This window comes from Agrobacterium sp. 719_389 (genome assembly GCF_900188475.1).
Classification (GTDB): Bacteria; Pseudomonadota; Alphaproteobacteria; order Rhizobiales; family Rhizobiaceae; genus Agrobacterium; species Agrobacterium radiobacter.
Genome location: NZ_FYEM01000008.1, coordinates 176,662 through 195,721, shown reverse-complemented (window position 1 = coordinate 195,721; position 19,060 = coordinate 176,662). Strand labels below are relative to the sequence as shown.

General features: G+C 60.2%; 24 protein-coding genes. 19 read left to right on the top strand and 5 right to left on the bottom strand.

Going from position 1 to position 19,060, the window contains the following annotated elements; all coding sequences use genetic code 11:
• Nucleotides 1-5: 5 nt before the first annotated feature.
• Nucleotides 6-866: a VOC family protein gene (locus CFB10_RS16240; RefSeq protein ID WP_026363494.1), complete on the bottom strand. Its 861-nt coding sequence runs from the start codon at nucleotides 864-866 to the stop codon at nucleotides 6-8.
• On the opposite strand from CFB10_RS16240, the gene CFB10_RS16235 reads away from it, so the two are divergent.
• The 5 genes from CFB10_RS16235 to CFB10_RS16215 all read left to right on the top strand — a co-directional run bounded on the left by CFB10_RS16235 (nucleotide 849) and on the right by CFB10_RS16215 (nucleotide 3,541).
• Nucleotides 849-1,097 carry a hypothetical protein gene (locus CFB10_RS16235; protein ID WP_081629468.1) on the top strand — a complete coding sequence of 83 codons (249 nt, stop codon included), beginning with the start codon at nucleotides 849-851 and terminating at the stop codon, nucleotides 1,095-1,097. The two genes, CFB10_RS16240 and CFB10_RS16235, sit on opposite strands and share 18 nt — an antisense overlap.
• Nucleotides 1,098-1,144: 47 nt before the next feature.
• Nucleotides 1,145-1,555 carry a universal stress protein gene (locus CFB10_RS16230; protein ID WP_020009651.1) on the top strand — a complete coding sequence of 137 codons (411 nt, stop codon included), beginning with the start codon at nucleotides 1,145-1,147 and terminating at the stop codon, nucleotides 1,553-1,555.
• 61 nt (nucleotides 1,556-1,616) lie between these two features.
• Nucleotides 1,617-1,937: a TraR/DksA C4-type zinc finger protein gene (locus tag CFB10_RS16225; RefSeq protein ID WP_020009652.1), complete on the top strand. Its 321-nt coding sequence runs from the start codon at nucleotides 1,617-1,619 to the stop codon at nucleotides 1,935-1,937.
• Between the two features lie 318 nt (nucleotides 1,938-2,255).
• Nucleotides 2,256-2,924 (top strand): hemolysin III family protein, encoded by a 669-nt coding sequence (locus CFB10_RS16220; RefSeq protein WP_026363495.1) that lies wholly within the window; start codon nucleotides 2,256-2,258, stop codon nucleotides 2,922-2,924.
• 119 nt (nucleotides 2,925-3,043) lie between these two features.
• Entirely contained in the window at nucleotides 3,044-3,541 is a 498-nt protein-coding gene (locus CFB10_RS16215) for a GNAT family N-acetyltransferase (protein ID WP_026363496.1), read from the top strand.
• 211 nt (nucleotides 3,542-3,752) lie between these two features.
• On the opposite strand, the gene msrB is transcribed toward CFB10_RS16215, so the two are convergent.
• Nucleotides 3,753-4,160, bottom strand: coding sequence for a peptide-methionine (R)-S-oxide reductase MsrB (msrB, locus tag CFB10_RS16210; RefSeq protein ID WP_020009655.1), 408 nt, complete (start codon nucleotides 4,158-4,160; stop codon nucleotides 3,753-3,755).
• A 203-nt stretch (nucleotides 4,161-4,363) separates the two neighbouring features.
• Between msrB and CFB10_RS16205 the strand changes: the two genes are divergently transcribed.
• From CFB10_RS16205 to CFB10_RS16160, 10 genes are all read left to right on the top strand, one after another.
• Complete coding sequence (locus CFB10_RS16205; RefSeq protein ID WP_020009656.1) at nucleotides 4,364-6,733, top strand: putative monovalent cation/H+ antiporter subunit A; 2,370 nt, start codon at nucleotides 4,364-4,366, stop codon at nucleotides 6,731-6,733.
• Nucleotides 6,730-7,149, top strand: a complete 420-nt coding sequence (locus CFB10_RS16200; protein WP_020009657.1) for a Na+/H+ antiporter subunit B — start codon at nucleotides 6,730-6,732, stop codon at nucleotides 7,147-7,149. Before CFB10_RS16205 ends, CFB10_RS16200 begins: the two co-directional genes overlap by 4 nt.
• Nucleotides 7,149-7,526: a Na+/H+ antiporter subunit C gene (locus tag CFB10_RS16195; protein ID WP_003509263.1), complete on the top strand. Its 378-nt coding sequence runs from the start codon at nucleotides 7,149-7,151 to the stop codon at nucleotides 7,524-7,526. Before CFB10_RS16200 ends, CFB10_RS16195 begins: the two co-directional genes overlap by 1 nt.
• A gap of 19 nt (nucleotides 7,527-7,545) precedes the next feature.
• Entirely contained in the window at nucleotides 7,546-9,123 is a 1,578-nt protein-coding gene (locus CFB10_RS16190; RefSeq protein ID WP_020009658.1) for a Na+/H+ antiporter subunit D, read from the top strand.
• The gene (locus CFB10_RS16185) at nucleotides 9,120-9,599 is read left to right on the top strand and encodes a Na+/H+ antiporter subunit E (protein WP_020009659.1); all 480 of its coding nucleotides are present in this window, start codon (nucleotides 9,120-9,122) and stop codon (nucleotides 9,597-9,599) included. Before CFB10_RS16190 ends, CFB10_RS16185 begins: the two co-directional genes overlap by 4 nt.
• Nucleotides 9,596-9,979: a cation:proton antiporter gene (locus tag CFB10_RS16180; RefSeq protein ID WP_020009660.1), complete on the top strand. Its 384-nt coding sequence runs from the start codon at nucleotides 9,596-9,598 to the stop codon at nucleotides 9,977-9,979. The genes CFB10_RS16185 and CFB10_RS16180 overlap by 4 nt, the downstream gene beginning before the upstream one ends.
• Nucleotides 9,976-10,308 (top strand): monovalent cation/H(+) antiporter subunit G, encoded by a 333-nt coding sequence (gene mnhG / locus CFB10_RS16175; RefSeq protein ID WP_026363497.1) that lies wholly within the window; start codon nucleotides 9,976-9,978, stop codon nucleotides 10,306-10,308. The genes CFB10_RS16180 and mnhG overlap by 4 nt, the downstream gene beginning before the upstream one ends.
• Nucleotides 10,309-10,741: 433 nt before the next feature.
• Nucleotides 10,742-11,170: a MucR family transcriptional regulator Ros gene (gene ros / locus CFB10_RS16170; RefSeq protein ID WP_003509257.1), complete on the top strand. Its 429-nt coding sequence runs from the start codon at nucleotides 10,742-10,744 to the stop codon at nucleotides 11,168-11,170.
• Between the two features lie 333 nt (nucleotides 11,171-11,503).
• The gene (locus CFB10_RS16165) at nucleotides 11,504-11,926 is read left to right on the top strand and encodes a helix-turn-helix domain-containing protein (protein ID WP_026363498.1); all 423 of its coding nucleotides are present in this window, start codon (nucleotides 11,504-11,506) and stop codon (nucleotides 11,924-11,926) included.
• Complete coding sequence (locus tag CFB10_RS16160) at nucleotides 11,919-12,761, top strand: DUF6456 domain-containing protein (protein WP_026363499.1); 843 nt, start codon at nucleotides 11,919-11,921, stop codon at nucleotides 12,759-12,761. The genes CFB10_RS16165 and CFB10_RS16160 overlap by 8 nt, the downstream gene beginning before the upstream one ends.
• A gap of 4 nt (nucleotides 12,762-12,765) precedes the next feature.
• On the opposite strand, the gene CFB10_RS16155 is transcribed toward CFB10_RS16160, so the two are convergent.
• Together CFB10_RS16155 and CFB10_RS16150 are read right to left on the bottom strand one after the other, a co-directional pair.
• Nucleotides 12,766-13,182 carry a SufE family protein gene (locus CFB10_RS16155; protein ID WP_003509253.1) on the bottom strand — a complete coding sequence of 139 codons (417 nt, stop codon included), beginning with the start codon at nucleotides 13,180-13,182 and terminating at the stop codon, nucleotides 12,766-12,768.
• A gap of 183 nt (nucleotides 13,183-13,365) precedes the next feature.
• Nucleotides 13,366-13,791, bottom strand: coding sequence for a DUF5330 domain-containing protein (locus tag CFB10_RS16150; RefSeq protein ID WP_020009664.1), 426 nt, complete (start codon nucleotides 13,789-13,791; stop codon nucleotides 13,366-13,368).
• Between the two features lie 488 nt (nucleotides 13,792-14,279).
• Between CFB10_RS16150 and CFB10_RS16145 the strand changes: the two genes are divergently transcribed.
• From CFB10_RS16145 to CFB10_RS16135, 3 genes are all read left to right on the top strand, one after another.
• Nucleotides 14,280-15,812 carry a HAMP domain-containing sensor histidine kinase gene (locus CFB10_RS16145; RefSeq protein WP_020009665.1) on the top strand — a complete coding sequence of 511 codons (1,533 nt, stop codon included), beginning with the start codon at nucleotides 14,280-14,282 and terminating at the stop codon, nucleotides 15,810-15,812.
• Nucleotides 15,784-16,683: a peptidoglycan-binding domain-containing protein gene (locus CFB10_RS16140; protein ID WP_026363500.1), complete on the top strand. Its 900-nt coding sequence runs from the start codon at nucleotides 15,784-15,786 to the stop codon at nucleotides 16,681-16,683. The genes CFB10_RS16145 and CFB10_RS16140 overlap by 29 nt, the downstream gene beginning before the upstream one ends.
• A gap of 258 nt (nucleotides 16,684-16,941) precedes the next feature.
• On the top strand, nucleotides 16,942-17,295 hold the full coding sequence (locus tag CFB10_RS16135; protein WP_020009667.1) for a DUF1491 family protein: 354 nt from the start codon (nucleotides 16,942-16,944) through the stop codon (nucleotides 17,293-17,295).
• A gap of 74 nt (nucleotides 17,296-17,369) precedes the next feature.
• Here the strand turns inward: CFB10_RS16135 and CFB10_RS16130 are convergent, their stop codons facing one another.
• Entirely contained in the window at nucleotides 17,370-18,305 is a 936-nt protein-coding gene (locus CFB10_RS16130; RefSeq protein WP_026372543.1) for a DUF2336 domain-containing protein, read from the bottom strand.
• Between the two features lie 561 nt (nucleotides 18,306-18,866).
• Between CFB10_RS16130 and CFB10_RS16125 the strand changes: the two genes are divergently transcribed.
• The gene (locus CFB10_RS16125; RefSeq protein ID WP_003509245.1) at nucleotides 18,867-19,055 is read left to right on the top strand and encodes a hypothetical protein; all 189 of its coding nucleotides are present in this window, start codon (nucleotides 18,867-18,869) and stop codon (nucleotides 19,053-19,055) included.
• Nucleotides 19,056-19,060 lie beyond the last annotated feature (5 nt).

Here is a 19,060-nt window from a genome sequence, read left to right as displayed (position 1 = left end):
TTGCTTTATGCGGAAAGCTTTAGCCCAATGCCCCAGGGATCTCTGAGGACGATGCCGTCGCTTTGCCTTTCGGTGGCGATTTCCAGCCGGTCGAGTGCGGCAACCGCCGTATCGAGCGCGGCCTGCTCGTTGAATTTCAGCGAATAGCCGGAAAGTCCCGTCATATTGTCCTTGCGGGCCGCAGCGCCGCGGCTGTTCCAGATATTGGCGGCCACATGGTGGTGATAGGCCCCGGAGCCGAAGAAACTCGCACCCGGATACCGCGCCATGATCTTCAGCCCCAGCACATCCTGATAAAACTCATCCGCCTGCGGAATATTGCCGACCTGCAGATGGATATGGCCGATGGCGGCGCCATCGGCAGCACCGGTGAATGCGGTCTTCGGTGCGCTGTCATAAAGCGCCTGAAGGTTGAGGCCGAGTGTGGCCATCTCAACCGTGCCATCAGGCTGGTAGTTCCATTCATCCGGCGAACGGTCGCGATAGACCTCGATGCCGTTGCCTTCGGGGTCGGCGAGATAGATCGCCTCGCTCACCAGATGGTCGGATGCGCCCTGAAACTGGATATTGTTATGGGCGGCATGCGCCAGCCAATGGGCCAGGTCATCCCGGCTCGGCATCAGGAAGGCCGTGTGGAACAGGCCCGCGGCATTGCGCGGCGCGCGTTCCGCCATGCTGGAGGTGGAAAGCGTCAGAAGCGGCTGGCCGCCGACACCAAGCACCTCGCCGCTCGGGTTCTTTTCAAGAACGGAAAGGCCGATGATCTTCTGGTAGAAATCCGAAACGCGCGGCAGATCGTGAACGACGAGATGCGCCTGGCCGACATAGGCCGGCCGCGTCAGGGCGAATTGTTTGATTTCACTCATCATGATCTCCATATTGAATCCGAAGCGCCTTGGGGCGGATCGGTCGCCGAAACTATCGGCCGACGCCGCTTTGCGGCGTTTGTCGAAGGCGAATATGGGCTGGTTTCGTCGTTCAGCAAAGATCATCGTCTGGCGATTGACCGTCCACTATTCGTTGACAATGCCCCGTTCGGTCCCGGCTCCGGCTTTGACTTCGATCAAGGTGAAGGCCGTGCGGGCGGGGAAATATAAGCCTAGCCCGACACGCTAAACGGCGGATCAAGCCAAAGGAGACAGCCATGTACAAGAAGATCATCGTACCGGTAGACCTCAGCGCCACCGACAAGGGGGAAAAGATTCTCGAAAAGGCAAAGGCGCTGCTGGATCCGGACGGCGAGATCGTTCTCATCAACGTTGTCGAGGAACTGCCGGGCTATATGGCGATCGACCTGCCGGTCGACCTGATCGAAAACGCCATCAAGGACGCCAAGACCAAGCTTTCGGACCTCAAGACCAGGGCCGGTTTCAAGGGCAGCCAGGAAATCAGAAGCGGCGCACCCGCGCGCGAGATCATCGCTGCCGCCGAGGAATACAAGGCCGATCTCATCATCATCGCGTCGCACACGCCTGACTTCAGCAATTATTTCATCGGCGCCACCGCCGACCGCGTGGTGCGCCATGCCAAATGCTCGGTGCTGGTTGACCGGTAAAAGCTGACGGTTTTTGGGTTGCGGGCGGGTTTTCCGCCCGTACGGGCTGGAGGAAAAGACCATGAATGTCGAAACTTACGAGAAAATCCTGCGTGACCGCCAGCGCGAGCTTTATCGCCGCCTGCACAAGATCGAGGCCGATTTCGAAGAGCCTCGCAATCCCGATGACGACGATCGCGCCAGCGAACGCAGCAATGACGAGGTGCTGGACGAGCTGGGGCAGGTGGGGCAGGACGAGCTGCGTGCCATCGACGCGGCGCTCGACCGCATCGCGAGCGGCGCCTTCGGCACCTGCGTCAAATGCGGCAAGAAGATTTCTGAAGATCGGCTGAAGGCGGTGCCTTACACGCCGTTTTGCCAGGAATGCGCTGCGGCGTTGTGAGGGCAGCGGAAAGCGTGACTGGGTTTCTTCTCCCCGCCGGGGAGAAGGTGGCCCGAAGGGCCGGATGAGGGGGCAAGCTCTCCGAATACATCTACACTTGCCCCCTCATCCCGCTGCCGTGGATTTCTCTCCGGTGGGGAGAAGAAACAAGCGGTATCCGTCCGTTCCACGGGCGATTGCTCTGGCCGCAGGGCAACCCGCACCTCTCTTTTCGCAACAGTCTCGAACGCAATTTGATTGCCGTTAACCGGCCGCTGTCTTGTTCCTGTCTAATATTGGCCCCATGCTTTGATGAAAGCACGCAGACGGGAATGGATCATGAGCGAGATGTGGCGGTTCGGGCGCCAGTATGATTTTCACGAGATTGTCGCCGATGGCATCGTCCATGGGGTCGGCATCGTGTTTGCGCTTATCGGCGCGACGGCGCTGATCTTCTACGCGATGGTCTGGGGCAGCCTCAGCGCGATCGCCGCCGCGTGGATTTACGGTCTCGGCCTTGTCGCCTGTCTTTCCGTGTCTTTCACCTATAATATCTGGCCGCATTCCAGGGTAAAATGGTTCCTGCGCCGGCTGGACCATTCGGCGATCTTCATCCTCATCGCCGCCACCTATACGCCTTTTCTGATGCGCGGTATCCAAGATCCCCTGATTGCCGTCATGCTGGGGTTGATCTGGCTTGCAGCACTCTGCGGCATCCTGCTCAAATGCCTGTTTCCCGGCCGTTACGACCGGGTCGCCATCGGCCTTTATCTCGCCATGGGCTGGAGCGGCGTCATGGTGGTCGAGCCCCTGTCGACACATCTTTCGCCGGTCACTCTCTGGCTCATCGTTGCCGGCGGCGTCATCTATTCGCTCGGCGTCATCTTCCATGTCTGGGAAAAGCTCCGGTTCCAGAACGCCATCTGGCACGGTTTCGTGGTTTCCGCCGCCGCGGTTCACTATTTCGCCGTGGTCACCTCGTTCAGCCTCGTTCCGCTGGCCTCCTGAAGCCTACGTTTTCGACAGGGCGAGCGAGGCGCTGGACATTGCGCCGCCTCATCGCTTAAGGCTCGTGGGGATCGCGTCAGGCAATGACGCTTTCTGAAACGACAGGGGCGAAGGATAAAATGACGGTGGAACTGCGCGATGCGACGGTGGACGATCTCTCCGGCATCATGGAGATTTATAACGACGCGGTGCTGAATACGACGGCGATCTGGAATGACGTGCTGGTCGATCTGGAGAACCGTAAGGAATGGTTCGCCGCCCGCAAGTCGCGCGGCTTTCCCGTCATCGTCGCAATCCTCGACGGCAAGGTCGCAGGCTACGCCTCCTATGGCGACTGGCGCGCTTTCGACGGATATCGCCATACACGCGAACATTCTGTCTATGTGCATAAGGATGCGCGTGGCCACGGTCTCGGCAAAAAGCTGATGCAGGCGCTGATCGACCATGCGTCGGGCAATGACGTGCATGTGCTGATCGCCGCAATCGAGGCGGAAAACACCGCCTCCATCCGCTTGCATGAAAGCCTCGGCTTCAGGGTCGTCGGCCGGTTTTCGGAAGTGGGCACCAAGTTCGGCCGCTGGCTGGATTTGACCTGCATGGAGCTGAAGCTGAACTAGTTCCCGGGCGGGTTGCCTAGATAAAGTGGCCCGGCGCGGGACGTCCAACCTCTCCTCCGTCATCCTTGGGCTTGTCCCAAGGATCTAACCACGTCGAATTAAATCAATCGGTTGCAGATCCTCGGGACAAGCCCGAGGATGACGCTGAGTGCTTGGGGTGGACGTCCGCAAACCGACGTCGCATGCCGTATAGGCGTTACCCATTGCCCAATCAGACCGGCTCGAACACCATCGAATGGCCGTTGATGCAATAACGCAGGCCGGTGGGCGGCGGGCCGTCCGGGAAGACGTGGCCGAGGTGGCCGCCGCAATTGGCGCAGCGGATCTCCGTGCGCACCATGCCGTGGCTCGCGTCGCGATGTTCCGTCACGGCGCCCGGCTTTACCGGTTCGAAATAGCTCGGCCAGCCGCAGCCGGCATCGAATTTCGTGTCGGAGAGGAACAGCGGCTCGTCACAGGCCGCACAGCGATAGAGGCCTTTCTGGAATGTATCCCAGTAGGGACCGGTGAAGGCGCGCTCGGTGCCGTGTTCGCGCAGGATGCGATATTGCTCCGGCGTCAGCTGCTCACGCCACTCGGCATCGGTCTTGGTCACTTTGGGGGATATCAGATCGCTCATGGAATGATCCTTTCTGTTCCCGCCTCAAATAATCATCACTGAGGCGGATTAAAAGGGGATGGGCGTCATAACGCGTTCGTTATGGGCCGGGAGTACCGATTTGGGTTGAGATGCCTGTGTCTATGCATTAACTGAAAAGCCGATTTGAAAGAAGAACGCCATTCATTGGCGCGCAGGGATGGGGGACATCCCGGGAGATGTGAATGCCATCAGATGTCACGCCGCTGACATTCCTGTCGCTGTTTCTGCCGTTTTTGGCAGCGCTTGCCGCGCCGACGCTGGTGAAAAGGTTCGGTCACAATGCGGCATGGGTTCTGGCGATCGCGCCGGCTCTTGCCTTCGTGCATTTTGCGCTGATGCTGCCCGAGATCGCGGCAGGCGGCGTGGTGACCGGCGGTTATGCCTGGGTGCCGAGCTTCAATCTCAGCTTCTCCTGGTTCATCGACGGCCTGTCGCTCACCTTTGCGCTGCTCATCACCGGTATCGGGCTGCTGATCGTGCTTTATGCGGGCGGTTATATGAAAGGCCATCCGCAGCAGGGCCGTTTCCTGTCCTTCCTGCTCTTGTTCATGGGAGCGATGCTCGGCGTTGTGGTTTCCGACAGCCTGCTGATGCTGTTCGTCTTCTGGGAACTCACCTCCATCACCTCCTTCCTGCTGATCGGTTTCGACCATGAGCGCGCAGCCTCGCGACGCGCCGCGCTGCAGGCGCTGGTGGTTACGGGCGGCGGCGGTCTCCTGCTGCTCGCCGGGCTGATCTTCATCTGGGATATCAGCGGCATCACGCAACTGTCGATGCTGGTGCGCGGCGGCGATGTATTGCGTGACAGCCCGTTTTATCTGGCCGCGCTGCTTCTGGTTCTCGGCGGCGCCTTTACCAAATCGGCGCAGTTTCCCTTCCATTTCTGGCTACCCAACGCCATGGAAGCCCCAACGCCAGTCTCCGCCTATCTGCATTCGGCAACCATGGTGAAGGCCGGCGTCTATCTGCTGATGCGCCTTAATCCGGTGCTTGGCGATACCGCCGCCTGGCAGATCCTGCTGCCCTTCTTCGGTGGGCTGACCATGCTCACCGGCGCGCTGCTCGCCGTGCGCCAGACCGATCTCAAGCTGATGCTTGCCTATACGACGGTGTCGTCACTCGGCCTGCTGGTCATGCTGACGGGCTTTGGCTCTGACCATGCCATCGAGGCGGCGGTGCTTTATCTGGTGGCGCATTCGCTGTTCAAGGGCGCGCTCTTCATGGTCGCCGGCATCATCGACCATGAGACCGGCACCCGCGACGTGACGAAACTCGGCGGCCTGCGAAAAGCCATGCCCATCACCTTTGCGGCAGCGCTGGCGGCTGCGATTTCCATGGCCGGCCTGCCGCCCTTCTTCGGTTTTCTCGCCAAGGAAGAGATTTATTATGCGCTGGCGCATGGCAATCCGCGCGCCGTGCTGTTCACCGGCATCGCCATCCTCGGCAATGGGCTGATGTTCGCCGTCGCCTTTGCGGTGGGGCTGAAACCCTTCCTCGGCAAGCCGGTGAAGACCCCGAAACACGCGCATGAAGGCCCGCTGCTGCTCTGGCTCGGCCCGGCGCTGCTGGCTCTGAAGGGGCTGACGATTGCGCTCTTTTCCGGCATCGCGCATTTCTACATCTCCACCCCGATGGCGAGCGCCATCGCCGGCGAGGCGCGCCCGATTGAAATATCGCTCATTCCGCATATCGGCGTGCCGCTCGGCCTGTCGCTGCTCACCATGGCGCTCGGTATCGTCCTTTATACGCAGCTTTCCGCTGTCCGCGGGCTGATCGACCGCACCTTCAAGGCGCTGGGGGCCGGGCCGGACAGGGGCTTTGACGTCTTCATCGAAATGCTGGTGAAGGTCTCGTTCCACATCACCCGGATCATTCAGCCGGGCAGGCTGGAATTCTACGTCACCGCCACCTTCGCCGTCATCGCCGCCGTGCTGCTGGTGCCGCTGTTCCTTTATGGCGAACTTCCCGCCATGCCGGCATGGCCGCACGATATGCAGATCCATGAGCTGACCTTCATCGCCATTGCCGTGGCGGGCCTTATCGCCGTCCTGACGGCTTCCAGCCGGCTCACCGCCATCATCGCGCTCGGCATTCAGGGTTTTGCGGTGGCGGTCATCTTCCTGCTCTTCGGCGCGCCCGATCTGTCGTTCACGCAGTTCATGGTCGAAACGCTGTCGGTGGTCATTCTGACGCTGGTGATGACGCGGCTTCGCCTGTCACCGTCAGACCATCGCGGCCTTGGCCAGAAGCTTCTCGACAGCACCATCGCCATTGCCTGCGGCACCGGCTTTGCCCTGTTCCTGATGCGCGCGACGCAGGCGAGTTTCGACAACCGCCTGACGGACTTCTACAACACCTATTCCAAGGTCATCGCCCACGGCGCCAATGTGGTCAACGTCATCATCGTTGACTTCCGCGGCACGGATACGCTCGGTGAAATCGCTGTCGTGATGATAACGGGTCTTGCCATCCTCGCGCTGATCCGCATCCGTCCGGCCGCCGCACGCAAGGGGCCGGCCAAAACCGCGAAGAAGAAAGGAGCGCGGGCATGAACACGCTCATTCTGCGCACCGTCACCCCTGTCGTCACCAGCCTCATGGTGCTGTTTTCCATCTTCGTGCTGCTGCGTGGCCATAACGAGCCGGGGGGCGGTTTCATCGGCGGTCTGATCGCCGTCTCGGCGCTGGCGATCTATGGCATCGCTTATGGCGTCACAGCGGTCAGGCGCGCCATCATGTTTCATCCGCTGTCGATTGCCGGTGCGGGGCTGCTGATGGCGATGCTCTCCGGCCTCGTTTCCATCGCCGCCGGTGTGCCGTTCATGACCGGGCTCTGGGTCTATCCAAGCCTGTTCGGTGTCGAAATACCGCTCTCCACCGTCATGTCCTTCGATATCGGTGTCTATCTCGTCGTGGTCGGCGCCATCACCTCCATTGCACTGGCGCTGGAAGAAAGGGAAAGCGACTGATGGAAGCGGTCTTCTCCATTCTCGTCGGCATCTTCTTTTCGGTGGCGATCTATCTCATGCTGTCGCGTCACAGCATCCGCATGCTGCTCGGCATCGCCATTCTCGGCAATGCGGTGAACCTTCTGCTGTTCACGGCAGGCCGGCTGACGCGCGAAGTGCCGCCGATCATTCCGCCCGGCATGGACACGCTGCCCGCGGGTGCGGCCAATCCGCTGCCGCAGGCGCTGATCCTCACGGCAATCGTCATTTCCTTTTCCTTCTTCTGTTTCCTTCTGGTGCTGACCTGGCGTGCGTTTCAGGAACTGCAGACCGATGACACGGACGAAATGCGCACCGCAGAACCCGCAGGCGAGCCCTTGCCGCCGCTCGGTTATTGAGCGGCGAGGCTGAGACAACATGGCATCCTCCACCACAACAGCAGTCACTGACCTCTCGGCAGCGCTCGTTACGGCACCCGTGCTGCTGTCCGACTGGCTGATCATTCTCCCCATCGCGCTCTGCATCGGCGCTGGCGCGGTGCTGATGATGATGCGCCACGCCATCCGCCATCATGCGACCGTCGCCATCGTGGCGCTTTTCCTGCTGGTGCTGCTCGATGCAGCACTTTTATGGAAGGTCGCCACTGAAGGCCCGTTCACCATGGTGATGGGCCGCTGGCTGCCGCCCTTCGGCATCGCCTTTACCGCCGACCTGACGGGGGCGTTGCTGTCGCTTGCCGCCGCCATCGTCGCACTGGCGGGCGCCATCCATGCCGGCGCGGATATCGACGCGAGCGGCAGGCGATACGGTTTTTATCCCTTCCTGCTGCTGCTGATGGCCGGCGTCACCGGCGCGTTCCTGACCGGCGACATCTTTAACCTCTATGTCTGGTTCGAAGTGCTGCTGATCTCGTCCTTCGGCCTGATCGTGCTCGGTTCGACGCGCGAGCAGATCGACGGCGCGCTGAAATACGCCATTCTGAACCTCATCGGCACGACGCTGTTTTTGATCACGGTCGGGTATCTCTATGCCATCTTCGGCACGCTCAACATGGCCGATATCGCCCAGAAGGCGACGGCGCTGCGGGAGACCGCGCCGCTGATGACGCTTGCGAGCCTCTTTACGCTCGCCTTCGCCATGAAGGCCGCGGCCTTCCCGGTGAATTTCTGGCTGCCGGCCTCCTATCACACGCCGCGCATCGTCGTTTCCGCGCTTTTTGGCGGGTTGCTCACCAAGGTCGGCATCTATTCGCTGCTGCGCGTCATGGTCATGCTGTTCCCCGTCGAGCGGGAAGAGCTCAGCATCGTCATCGCCATCTCGGCGGCGCTCACCATGGTGCTGGGCGCCATGGGCGCGCTCGCCCAGAACGATATCCGCCGCATGCTCGGTTACATCGTCATATCGGGCATCGGCTACATGATGGCCGGCATCGCCATCGGCACGCCCTCCGGTGTCACAGGCGCAATCTTCTACGCGCTGCATTCCATGGTGCTGATGACGGCGCTTTATCTTGCCGCAGGCCATGCCGCCCGTCTCGGCGGCAGCTTCAGCCTCATCGATCTCAGGGGGCTTTACCGGCAGGCCCCATGGTTTTCGGCGCTGGCGCTCGCCCTGTTTTTCGCCGGTTCCGGCCTGCCGCCCTTTTCCGGCTTCTGGCCGAAGGCGGTTCTGGTCAAGTCCGCGATCGATATCGGCGCCTGGTGGCTCGCCGGCGCCATCCTCGCATCCGGCTTCATCGCCACCATCGCTTTCGGGCGTATCTTCCTTCTGTGTTTCTGGCGTCCCGCTGCGGCATCCCCCGGTCAGCCTTCCTTCCCGCAGGCGTCACCGGCTGCATCTCCTTCTTTCGCGCCACTGGTGGGGTTGACCTTGCTCGTGGTATTCTTCGGCCTGTTTCCGGAAAGCCTGCTCAATCTCAGCCAGCAGGCGGCCGCAGGCCTCGGTAATCCGCAGGCCTATATCCAGTCGGTCTTTTCCGAAGGAGGCAAACCATGAGCCTCTATCTCGTGCAAGTGCTGTTCGTTGCCGTATGGCTCGCCGTGACCGGCAGCGTCACCCTGCCGAACATCATCTTCGCCCTGATCGTTTCGACACTGGCGCTCGGTCTTATCCGCCACCAGCTTCCGGGCGGGCGTAACCACTGGCTGCGGCTTACCCGCGTGGCGTCGCTGGCGCTGCTGTTCTTCAAGGAGCTGGCGCTTTCGGCCTGGAAGGTCGCCGTGCTGGTGACGCGGCCCAAGCTCGACGTGCAGCCCGGCATTTTCGCCTATCCGCTGACGGTGACGACGGATTTCGAGATCACGCTGCTTGCCAACCTCATCACGCTCACCCCCGGCACGCTGTCGGTCGATGTTTCCGCGGACAGGAAAACGCTTTACGTGCACGCGATTGACTGCAGCGATATCGAAGCCACGAAAAACGACATCCGGAACGGCTTTGAAAGAAAGATCATGGAGGCGTTTCAGATATGACGCCAGAACAAACAGTTTCATTTGCAACTATACTTGCATCGGTTGTTCTGTCGGCCGCTTTTTTGCTGACAGTATATCGCGTCGTCGTCGGCCCCACCTTGCCGGACCGCATCGTCGCGCTCGACATGCTGGTGGGCATCGCGATCGGCTTTATCGCTGTTATCGCCATCCGCACCGGTTTCAATCTTTACGTCGATATTGCCATTGCGCTCGGTCTTGTCGGTTTTCTGGCAACGGTGGCCTTTGCCCGCTTCGTGCTGTCGCGCGGCCCGGATGGCCGCAGGCCGACGGCGGTTCTCGATGGCGAGAGGGCATCTGAAGCCATTGAAAAAACAACGCAAACACGTACCGGCGGTAGAAAAGGAAAGGGTAGGCGATGATGGCGTGGATCGTGGCTATTCTCGTTGCGGCGCTGACGATCTCAGGCGCCGTTTTCTCGCTGATCGCGGCAATCGGGCTCAATAGACTGCCAGATGTCTATACCCGCATGCATGCGGCATCCAAGGCGGGAACGGTGGGTTCCGGCCTGCTGCTTCTCGCGGTCGGCATTCATTCCATGGAAATCCCGACGCTGGCACGGGCTCTGGCCGGCTTTTTCTTTTTTGTCCTCACCGCGCCAGTCTCTGCACATCTTCTTGCCATGGCCGCTCACAAGGCAGGTTATCCACTTGCCGTTAAATCGGTAGTTGATGACATCAAGAAAATTTGAAGTTGAAAATCCCCCTAATAAGTGGGGGTATTCATTTTCAATTACTACTAGGCATAGTATTTTATTACCCGTAATTTTTTGTATTCCAATTAGACTGTTTTGAACTGAAAAATTGACACTAGGAATTTGACTTTTGCTGTTTTGCTGTTATCCAAATTAAGTGTAAAGTTGCTAATCGCGATTTGCATCTAGCCTCTTCATAGTCGGCATAGGCATTTTATTAATGTCTAATCTATGGCCCGTCGGACCATTGCTGCCCATGTCGCGGGCCATAAGTTGAATCTCGGACCAATTCGTTTCCGGTTTTCGCTCGAAATCTAGGGGTAGGTTTCATGTTGGTTTCAACAAGGCGAAGGTGGGGCACCGGGTAACTTCACATCGCTCGATGCGGCGTTCGCCCGCTTCAGGGGATTAATAAACAGGAGATACTTAAATGACGGAAACTGCATACGGTAACGCCCAGGATCTGCTGGTCGAACTGACTGCGGATATTGTGGCTGCCTATGTTAGCAACCACGTCGTTCCGGTAACTGAGCTTCCCGGCCTTATTTCGGATGTTCACACGGCACTCAGCGGAACATCGGCACCGGCATCGGTGGCGGTCAATGTCGAAAAGCAGAAGCCTGCCGTCTCGGTCCGCAAGTCGGTTCAGGACGATCATATCGTCTGTTTGGAATGCGGCGGCTCGTTCAAGTCGCTCAAGCGGCATCTTACGACGCATCACAGCATGACGCCGGAAGAATATCGCGAAAAATGGGACCTGCCGGTCGATTATCCGATGGTTGCGCCCGCCTATGCCGAAGCCCGTTCGCGGCTCGCCAAGGAAATGGGTCTCGGCCAGCGCCGCAAGGCCAGCCGCTGATCGTAACGACGGGTCGGCGGGGCTTGTATTCCCTCGCCACTCAACCCGCTGCCGCACCTTCTCCCCACAGGGGAGAAGGCGGCAAGGCGCATCTGTCCGCCCCATATGCCGCCATGAAACTTTTCTACCGTCGCATGAATGTCCAGCCGGTCCGCAGACCGGCTTTTTTATTGTCGCGTAAAATTTCCACTGAGGAAAAAAATCCTTTATTGTGTTCGCCATTTCGGCGAATATATAGCCATATCAACCGCATATTCTTCCTCGCAAAATTTACGCTTCCCCATAACTGTTCCCGGGTGTATGAATTAATTCCTATTCGTAGAGGAGTTGCATATGCCGTCGGATACTGTGTTTCTGTCTGCCGCCGCGCGGCCTTGCGTGCGGGTCGGGGATCGTCCTTTTCGTCATTGGTCGTCTGCGGGCGGGCGGGATGAGATTTCCCGTCTTTGCCGTCTGGTACGGCAGCTCACCGGTGAGATGGTGCAATTGACGGGTGACCGAACGCTGGTGCGCCGCGACATCAGGCGCACGGAGTGCCATATCCGCCAGATCGCCATGTATGTGTGCCATGTACAGCTCGGTATTCCCATGTCGGATATTGGGCCCTGCTTCGGCCGGGACAGGACGACGGTGGGCCATGCCTGCCAGGTGGTGGAGGACCGGCGGGACGAACCGGCGTTCGATGAGTTCGTCGCCGCGCTCGAGCGCCTCACGGGCAGTATTTTCAACGTGATGAAAGGGGTCCGGGATGAGTGAGGTGAAACGCGTCCCGGCTGCTTCCTCAAATCCTCACCTCCTGCGCTTGCTGCGTTGCATCGCTGCGGGCGCGGCCGAGATTTCGCTGGAGGGCGGAGATATTGTCGTGCACCGGGCGCGGGCAGGGCATCCCACGCTGCGGTTTCCGGCGGCGGCGGTGCGGCTCGCCGTTTCGTCCGGACTGGTGGAACAGCGGGAAAACACCCTTTCCGCCGCGCCGCCACTCGCCTCTTATCTGAAGCGTGCAATGGCAAAAGATCGCGACGAGGTTTTTCAGGAACAGCATCGGGATATGCAGAACGTTGTTGTGGATGTCGGTGACGTGAAGCAACCGGCGCGTCGCAACCTCAACACCTCACCGCTGACCAGCCTTTCAAGGCTGAAGGAGCGGGATGGCGCGGTGTTTTTCCCGGCAGACGCTCTGGAGGCAGGCGAGCGCCTCGCCGCCGATTTTCATCGCGGTCACCTCAATCCGAAGGTGACGGCGACATGGGAGCCGAAAGTAGCCAGCCGCACCAAGGGGGAGGCGGGGGGCCTGCTCGATCTTACCGAGGCGGCGATGGCGGCGCGGGCGCGGTTTTCCCGCGCGGCGGATGCGATGGGACCCGAACTGTCGGGCGTCGCCATCGATGTCTGCTGTTTCGAAAAGGGGTTGGAGACGGTGGAGCGGGAGAGGCAATGGCCGGCGCGCTCGGCAAAACTGCTGCTGCGCGCAGCATTGCTGGCGCTTGCCCGCCATTATGCGCCGCCAGCCGTTCGCGCCCGTGGCAACAATCACCATTGGGGCGATGCGGATTATCGCCCCTCGATGGCGCCAGGGGTAACGGCGGGATGAGCGCTCAGGCGGCCAGCAGCCGTGCTTCCTCGCGGATGCGCTTGATCATCGAGCGCAGGCCGTTGGCGCGCTGCGATGACAGATGCTCCACCAGCCCGATCTTGTCGAACACCTCGATGGCGTCGAGATCGGCGATATCGGAGGCTTTTTTGCCGGAATAGACGGCGAGCACGATGGCGACGAGGCCGCGCACGATATGCGCATCCGAATCGCCCTCGAAGGTCAGCAGGGGGTCTTCCGCGCCGTCGCTATGGCTGACGAGCCAGACCTGGCTGGCGCAGCCATGCACCTTGTTCTCGGCCGTGCGCTTATCCTCGGGCAGATCGGGAAGCGCCTTGCCGAGTTCGATGACATAACGATAACGGTCCTCCCAGTCGTCGAGGAAAGCGAAATCGTCAAGGATCGTTTCGAGAGAGGCCATTTGCGCGCCGTATCATCCGTTATTGCAGGTCTTTGCTAGGATATAGGGCAAGTGCGGCCGGTTTTGAACCATGGGCCACGAAAAAGCCCACGGAAAACAGGTTTCCGTGGGCAAGTTTGGCAGGCATTCGGCGGGCGGAAATCTCCGCTCGCAAAAAAGATGCGGCGCGGTGGCCGGCGAAGATCAGGGAGCAGGGCGCTTCTGCGGCAGGGGAATGACGGTGCCGGTCTTCAGCATGTCGGTATTGCCGGGAAATTCGACGCTGACGACAGGAGCGCCAGCCAGCTTTTCGACCTCGGCTGCGACTTCAGCGGCGGGAGCGGATTTTTCACCGGAGGCAAGCTGCTTGTCGAGCAGTTCATAGGCGACCTTCGCGCCTTCCTTTGCCCGTTCGCCCAGCGCATGGAAGGTTTCGGCGCCCTTGACGCAGACATCGGGCTTTTCGATGCAGATGGCGCTGACGTAACGATAGGCTTCACCGGCTGCCGAAACGGCGCTGGGAAGATCAAATGCCGAAGGTTCCTTGGCCGGATCGTTGCTGCTGCCGAAATAGGACAGCGCCACCAGCACCAGCGAAAACCAGAATGTTCCTTTGATCAGAAACCACATTGTCAGACTACCCTGCCAGATGATCTTTGTTTTCTAAAGCCCCGCCCGGTTCCGGGTCATCGGCCTTTGTCCCGTTTTTCGGGCTTGTGAAGAAGCTACACGCGACCGGCGAACAGCCGATTGCAAAAAGCGACGCAATTTAATTCAAATTGTATCTATTCTCCTCGTATCGGGACGCCTGCCACCAATTCATTCGCATTTTAACAGTCCATGTTAAGCATAATTGCGACAGAGGCCGCGCGTTCCGGGCGAAAGCTGTGGCCCGCCTTGCCACAAAAGTTAACATGATGGCAAAAATGAAGCGAAATCCGTCGCTTACCCGTCATTAACCATGATTGGCAAAGCTTGGAATAAATGCCCCGTAATGGGACTGCGACGCCTTTGACAGGCCTTTGACGCCATTCTTTTTATCCATTCCTTAAGCCGCCGCCTTCTATTGTCGGAGCCGTTAGAACCGCCTCAGGGATTCGGTGTTGGTATTGCGTAATATGAGAGAAAAAGCGGTCGCATTGGTCGACCATGCCGCAGGCAGATGGCTTGCGCGCATGGAAGAGGACGCCGAAAGGCGCGCCGGAACCGTTGCGCGCCTGCGCCGGCTGATTGCCTTCAGCACTGTTGGTCTTTTCTTGGTGCCTGCCCTCTTCAGCCTCGTCATCAGCCCCGCCATCGCGCTGCCCATCGGCGCCGCACTGGTGCTGGCGCTGTTTCTGGCCGCCGCAGCGCTGCTGATCGCCTTTTCCCGTCCTGCGCGCGGTGCATCCTCCTTTTCCGCCGCGTCTGGCGATAACGACCTGATCGCCGCTTCGCAGGTGCCGGGCCTCGTGCTCATGATCGGTGAGACCGGCTTCGTCGAACACGTCTCCGGCCGCGATCTCGCGACCTTCCCGGCCGATCTACAGGCCAGCAAGGGCCATTCGCTCGTTGAATATGTCTATGTCTCCGACCGTATCGAATTGATGCAGGCATTCGACCTGTTGCGGCAGGGCGAGGACAGGGCGACCGCCGAACTCCGCTTCGAGACGGGTGCGAAATCGCGTCAGGCACAGTTCATGCATGCGCGTATCGAGATGACGGCGATCCGCAGCGCCAGCGGCCGGCTGCGCCGCATCGTCGCCCAGCTTTCCGATGTCACCGAGATGGAACGCCTGCGCCGCGATGTCGCCCGCAAGGCGGCGGAGGCGGAATCGGCCAATGACGCCAAGTCGCGTTTCCTTGCCGCCGTCAGCCACGAATTGCGCACGCCGCTCAATGCGGTCCTCGGTTTTTCCGATATTCTCGCCGGCGAATATTTCGGCCGGCTGGAGAACGACCGCCAGCGGGAATATGTCGGCCTCATCCGCCAGTCCGGCGCCCATCTCCTGTCGGTCGTTAATACCATGCTTGACATGAGCAAGCTGGAAGCCGGCCGTTACGAGCTGATGATGGAAAGCTTCCCCATTTCCGAGACCATCTCGTCCTGCGAAGCCATGCTCGGCCTGCAGGCGAAGGAAAAAGGCCTGACTTTGACCAGCCGCATCCAGCGCGGCATCGGTGAAATCTCCGCCGATCAGCGCGCCATCCGGCAGGTTCTCATCAATCTCGCCGGCAACGCCATAAAATTCACCGATGCGGGTGGTGTGGTGTCGATCGACGCCGCGCGTGAGGGCGCGATGCTGAAACTGACGGTGAGCGATACCGGCATCGGCATCGCTTCCGACAAGATTGAACTCCTGGGCCAGCCCTTCATGCAGGTTCAGAATGAATATACCCGTCGCTATGAGGGCACGGGTCTGGGATTGTCCCTGGTCAAGGGGCTTGTGGCACTGCATGGCGGCACTTTCGCCATCACCAGCAAGCCCGGCGAGGGAACGGTCGTAACGATCACCCTGCCTGCTGACGGTTCCGGCATGGCGGGTGAGGGCGAAAGCGCTGAAACCGAAAGCATGGTGGAATTCCCGCCGCGCATCCGGCAGCTCGGTGACATCGCCGCAATGATGAAAAAGGATGGTGACGATGGCCCCGCGAAAGCGAAAATCGCCTAAGAAAACAACGGCCCAGATTGGCGCCGGGATTGTTTCCTTGGTGGTTTCGGCCATCGGGCGCGAAATCCTGCGCCATCCAAAAATGGTCGGCAGCTGCGGCGCCTTCGCGGTCGTTTTCGGTTTTGTCGCCGCCAATGCGCTCTGGTATCAGCCGGGCGTGCACCCGTCGCCCTTCCTGCGCACGCGCGATGCGGAAAACCCGAACGGCATTGCCGGTTACCGTCCCGCCGAGCCGCTCGGCACGCAGGGCAACGTCACCACCTTCCGCATAGAACGACCGGCGGAGACGCAAAACGCGCAACAGCCTGCGGCCCAAACGCCAGCGCAACCCGCTGCCGAAACCCAGAAGCCGCAGCAGATCGTCGCCGATATTCAGGCCGAACTGAAGAAACGCGGACTTTACGAAGGCGAGGCGGACGGCCGCATGGGCCCGCGCACCGCCGCCGCCATCATGTTCTTCGAAGAAACGCTCGGCATGGAACAGACCGGCGAACCGACGACCCGCGTGCTGGCGGCGCTTCGGATCGACGGCGCGACAGTTGCGGCGATCCCCAGGGACCGGCCTGCCGATAGCAGCGGCGGCGTCGAGATCGACCCCGTCGCCGCGGCCATCCGCAAGGCGGAAGCACCGCGTCCGAAGGCCGAACCGGCCTCCCTCAACAGCGCCGCCAAGCCGGCAAACCGCGAGCTGATCGCCAGGATTCAGCAGGGTCTGATCAATATCGCCTATGCCGATGTGAAGGTGGACGGTGTCGCCGGCCAGCAGACCCGCAACGCCATCCGCGCATTTGAGAAACATTACCGCCTGCCGGAAACCGGTGAGCCGAGCGAGGCCGTGTTGAAGAAGCTGAAGTCGATCGGGGCGCTTTGAGTTTTGACAGCAGCCGAAGGTGCGCGGGGCTTACCCCCCTCTGCCCTACCGGGCATCTCCCCCTCAAGGGGGGGAAATCGGCAAGAGGCTCTTCCACTGCTCCATTCTCAAACGTTGAGATGGGCGAGCACTTACCGCAGATCGATCTCCCCCCTTGAGGGGGAGATGCCCGGCAGGGCAGAGGGGGGTAAGCCCCGCGCACCTTCGGCCGCCCAAAATCAACAACAGCATGCCCACCGTTTCCATCGAAAGCACCCCATGCGCCTCAAATCCGAAATGTTCGTCTCAGCCCTCATCCGCCGCGTCTTCGCCGCCGGCGGATTTGCCGCTGTCGAAAAGAAGGGGGCGGAGGAGGCGGGGGCGATCTTTGTTCGCCAGCGCCTGCGCGATGGCCGCGAGAACCTCTATGGACCTGCGCCGCAGAGCTTCGCCGATGATGAGGAAATCCGTGCCGAGCGCCGTTTCGAAACGCGTCTTGCGGGTGCGGATGGCGAGGAAAGCACAGCTCTTCTGGAAAGGGAACGGCGTTTCGACAGCGACCTGTGGGTGGTGGAGATCGAAACCGACGAGATCGGAACATTGCTGACGCTGGTGGACCAGCCCAAGGCCTAGAACGAGGAAAAGCAGACCCCGGTTCTTCGTCCGCGAATGGCTTCGCGTCGCGAAAGACGCAAGGACAGGCCTGCTTACCCTTGCGTCCCGTTTCTCTGCGCAGCAGGTGCGCTGTGGCTCAGCCGCTCGCGGCCATGCGTATAGCTGTCGGCCCGCCGCCAGCTTTCCAGCCGCTCTTCGCATTCCACGATGTCGAGGCGGTCGAGCAGGGCCTCCGCACGGCTCATGTCGCCTTCGGCGGCGGCAAGATGCGGATAGAAGCATTGCAGGACGAAGGCCGCCTCGGAAAACTCCATGCCAAGACCGGTGAGCGTCGTTGCCAGCTGTGCGCCTGATATATCGAGCATGATGCGCTCCGACAGCCAGTAGCTGGAGGACAGTGAATCCGCCAGCGCCACCGCAAATTGGCGGGCGTTGCGCTCGCGGGCGAAACGCACCAGCAGCGCCTCCTGCACCTCGCTCAGGCGGCGAAGACCGAGGACGTCGCTTTCCGGGCGGTTGAGGTGATGCGCCATCTGCTTGATCCGCTGGCGCATTTCTTCTTCGAGTGCGGAAGCGGCGGCGATGTTGTCAGTCTTTTCTTCCGTTTTCGTCGCTTCGGGGCTTGCCGCCACCTGCGGTTCGGCGGCAGCCGTTTCCTCTTCCGGCCGTTTCAGGTCTTCCGCGTGGCGCAGGCCGACAAGCGCGTCGATGACGGTGGGGGAGAGATCCTCGCGCCGGACGATGGCGCGCGCATGCGCCGCGCCTTGTGTGCGGGCGATGGTGATCAGCGTGTCGTCATCGAGGCATTTGGAGGAGATGAGGAAGGGCGCCGCAAGCGAAATCGGCTGGCAGGCGATGAAGAAGGCGACAGCCGAAGGCACGCTCGGATGCTGCGAGAGTGCGGCGATCGCCTCCCGCTTGGCTTCATCGGTGGAGGCGTTGAAAAGCGGCATGAAAAGTTCGGCGAACTGCCGAAGGTCCGTTTTTGACGGATGCGAAACATTCTCGAAATTCGTCACGGTGGCCATCAGCACCACATCTTTCTTCCTCACGGCTCTTGGCCTCTCAAGTTCTCGAAACCGGTCGGTCAACGCACTACCCAACAAACGCAAACACAATATCGGTTCAAATTAGAGCAAATGCGTTGACGTCCTGTTAACTATGGGGGGTGGCAAGAGGGAATCTGCCTCTATCAACAAGGAAATTTTAAAACCTTCATAACGGGTGAAATGCCGTGGAACTTTACCGCATCGCCTTTGTTTTCAAGGCGTGTGGCGCCGGGAGGAATAAGTGACGGCCCGGCAGTTAGGGTTAACGGATCATTAACCTCTGTCTGTTTGTAATTTCATGGGCAGTATTAGGATTCCATGTTATTCTTATCGACGGAATAAATGCAAAAATGGCATGCGAAGCCTGAATCTGCGCACGATCCCCTTATAAGAATCGTTTTGGATTTTTGGATCGTGCGAAAACCAGTCTGTGGGCTGGCCTATGCGCAATGTGATGGTGATGAAATTCCCGACGCAAGATGAGGCTTGCGCGGTTCCCATGGGCAACATTGACAATCATGTCCCGAAGAGGAGATGAGCATGGCAGAGATTATTCCAATCAGCGACGCCCGACGAAGCCTGCGTCCCGCCGGCGTTGTCGGAAAGCTGATCGGCCCCGCGAAGGTCGTGCTGTTTACCGGCGTGCGTTATGAAAAACGTGATACCGAGCCGACCGGCAAAGTCGCGCGCAAGGGCAAATCCGCAGTGGAAACCGCCCTCAAATCCTGATTGCC

What these genes read in the sequence shown, in the direction of transcription:
- CFB10_RS16240 (WP_026363494.1), bottom strand. Translation starts at nt 866, where the DNA reads ATGAGTGAAATCAAACAATTCGCCCTGACGCGGCCGGCCTATGTCGGC.
- CFB10_RS16230 (WP_020009651.1), top strand. Translation starts at nt 1,145, where the DNA reads ATGTACAAGAAGATCATCGTACCGGTAGACCTCAGCGCCACCGACAAG.
- CFB10_RS16225 (WP_020009652.1), top strand. Translation starts at nt 1,617, where the DNA reads ATGAATGTCGAAACTTACGAGAAAATCCTGCGTGACCGCCAGCGCGAG.
- CFB10_RS16220 (WP_026363495.1), top strand. Translation starts at nt 2,256, where the DNA reads ATGAGCGAGATGTGGCGGTTCGGGCGCCAGTATGATTTTCACGAGATT.
- CFB10_RS16215 (WP_026363496.1), top strand. Translation starts at nt 3,044, where the DNA reads ATGACGGTGGAACTGCGCGATGCGACGGTGGACGATCTCTCCGGCATC.
- msrB (WP_020009655.1), bottom strand. Translation starts at nt 4,160, where the DNA reads ATGAGCGATCTGATATCCCCCAAAGTGACCAAGACCGATGCCGAGTGG.
- CFB10_RS16205 (WP_020009656.1), top strand. Translation starts at nt 4,364, where the DNA reads ATGCCATCAGATGTCACGCCGCTGACATTCCTGTCGCTGTTTCTGCCG.
- CFB10_RS16200 (WP_020009657.1), top strand. Translation starts at nt 6,730, where the DNA reads ATGAACACGCTCATTCTGCGCACCGTCACCCCTGTCGTCACCAGCCTC.
- CFB10_RS16195 (WP_003509263.1), top strand. Translation starts at nt 7,149, where the DNA reads ATGGAAGCGGTCTTCTCCATTCTCGTCGGCATCTTCTTTTCGGTGGCG.
- CFB10_RS16190 (WP_020009658.1), top strand. Translation starts at nt 7,546, where the DNA reads ATGGCATCCTCCACCACAACAGCAGTCACTGACCTCTCGGCAGCGCTC.
- CFB10_RS16185 (WP_020009659.1), top strand. Translation starts at nt 9,120, where the DNA reads ATGAGCCTCTATCTCGTGCAAGTGCTGTTCGTTGCCGTATGGCTCGCC.
- CFB10_RS16180 (WP_020009660.1), top strand. Translation starts at nt 9,596, where the DNA reads ATGACGCCAGAACAAACAGTTTCATTTGCAACTATACTTGCATCGGTT.
- mnhG (WP_026363497.1), top strand. Translation starts at nt 9,976, where the DNA reads ATGATGGCGTGGATCGTGGCTATTCTCGTTGCGGCGCTGACGATCTCA.
- ros (WP_003509257.1), top strand. Translation starts at nt 10,742, where the DNA reads ATGACGGAAACTGCATACGGTAACGCCCAGGATCTGCTGGTCGAACTG.
- CFB10_RS16165 (WP_026363498.1), top strand. Translation starts at nt 11,504, where the DNA reads ATGCCGTCGGATACTGTGTTTCTGTCTGCCGCCGCGCGGCCTTGCGTG.
- CFB10_RS16160 (WP_026363499.1), top strand. Translation starts at nt 11,919, where the DNA reads ATGAGTGAGGTGAAACGCGTCCCGGCTGCTTCCTCAAATCCTCACCTC.
- CFB10_RS16155 (WP_003509253.1), bottom strand. Translation starts at nt 13,182, where the DNA reads ATGGCCTCTCTCGAAACGATCCTTGACGATTTCGCTTTCCTCGACGAC.
- CFB10_RS16150 (WP_020009664.1), bottom strand. Translation starts at nt 13,791, where the DNA reads ATGTGGTTTCTGATCAAAGGAACATTCTGGTTTTCGCTGGTGCTGGTG.
- CFB10_RS16145 (WP_020009665.1), top strand. Translation starts at nt 14,280, where the DNA reads ATGAGAGAAAAAGCGGTCGCATTGGTCGACCATGCCGCAGGCAGATGG.
- CFB10_RS16140 (WP_026363500.1), top strand. Translation starts at nt 15,784, where the DNA reads ATGGCCCCGCGAAAGCGAAAATCGCCTAAGAAAACAACGGCCCAGATT.
- CFB10_RS16135 (WP_020009667.1), top strand. Translation starts at nt 16,942, where the DNA reads ATGCGCCTCAAATCCGAAATGTTCGTCTCAGCCCTCATCCGCCGCGTC.
- CFB10_RS16130 (WP_026372543.1), bottom strand. Translation starts at nt 18,305, where the DNA reads ATGGCCACCGTGACGAATTTCGAGAATGTTTCGCATCCGTCAAAAACG.
- CFB10_RS16125 (WP_003509245.1), top strand. Translation starts at nt 18,867, where the DNA reads ATGGCAGAGATTATTCCAATCAGCGACGCCCGACGAAGCCTGCGTCCC.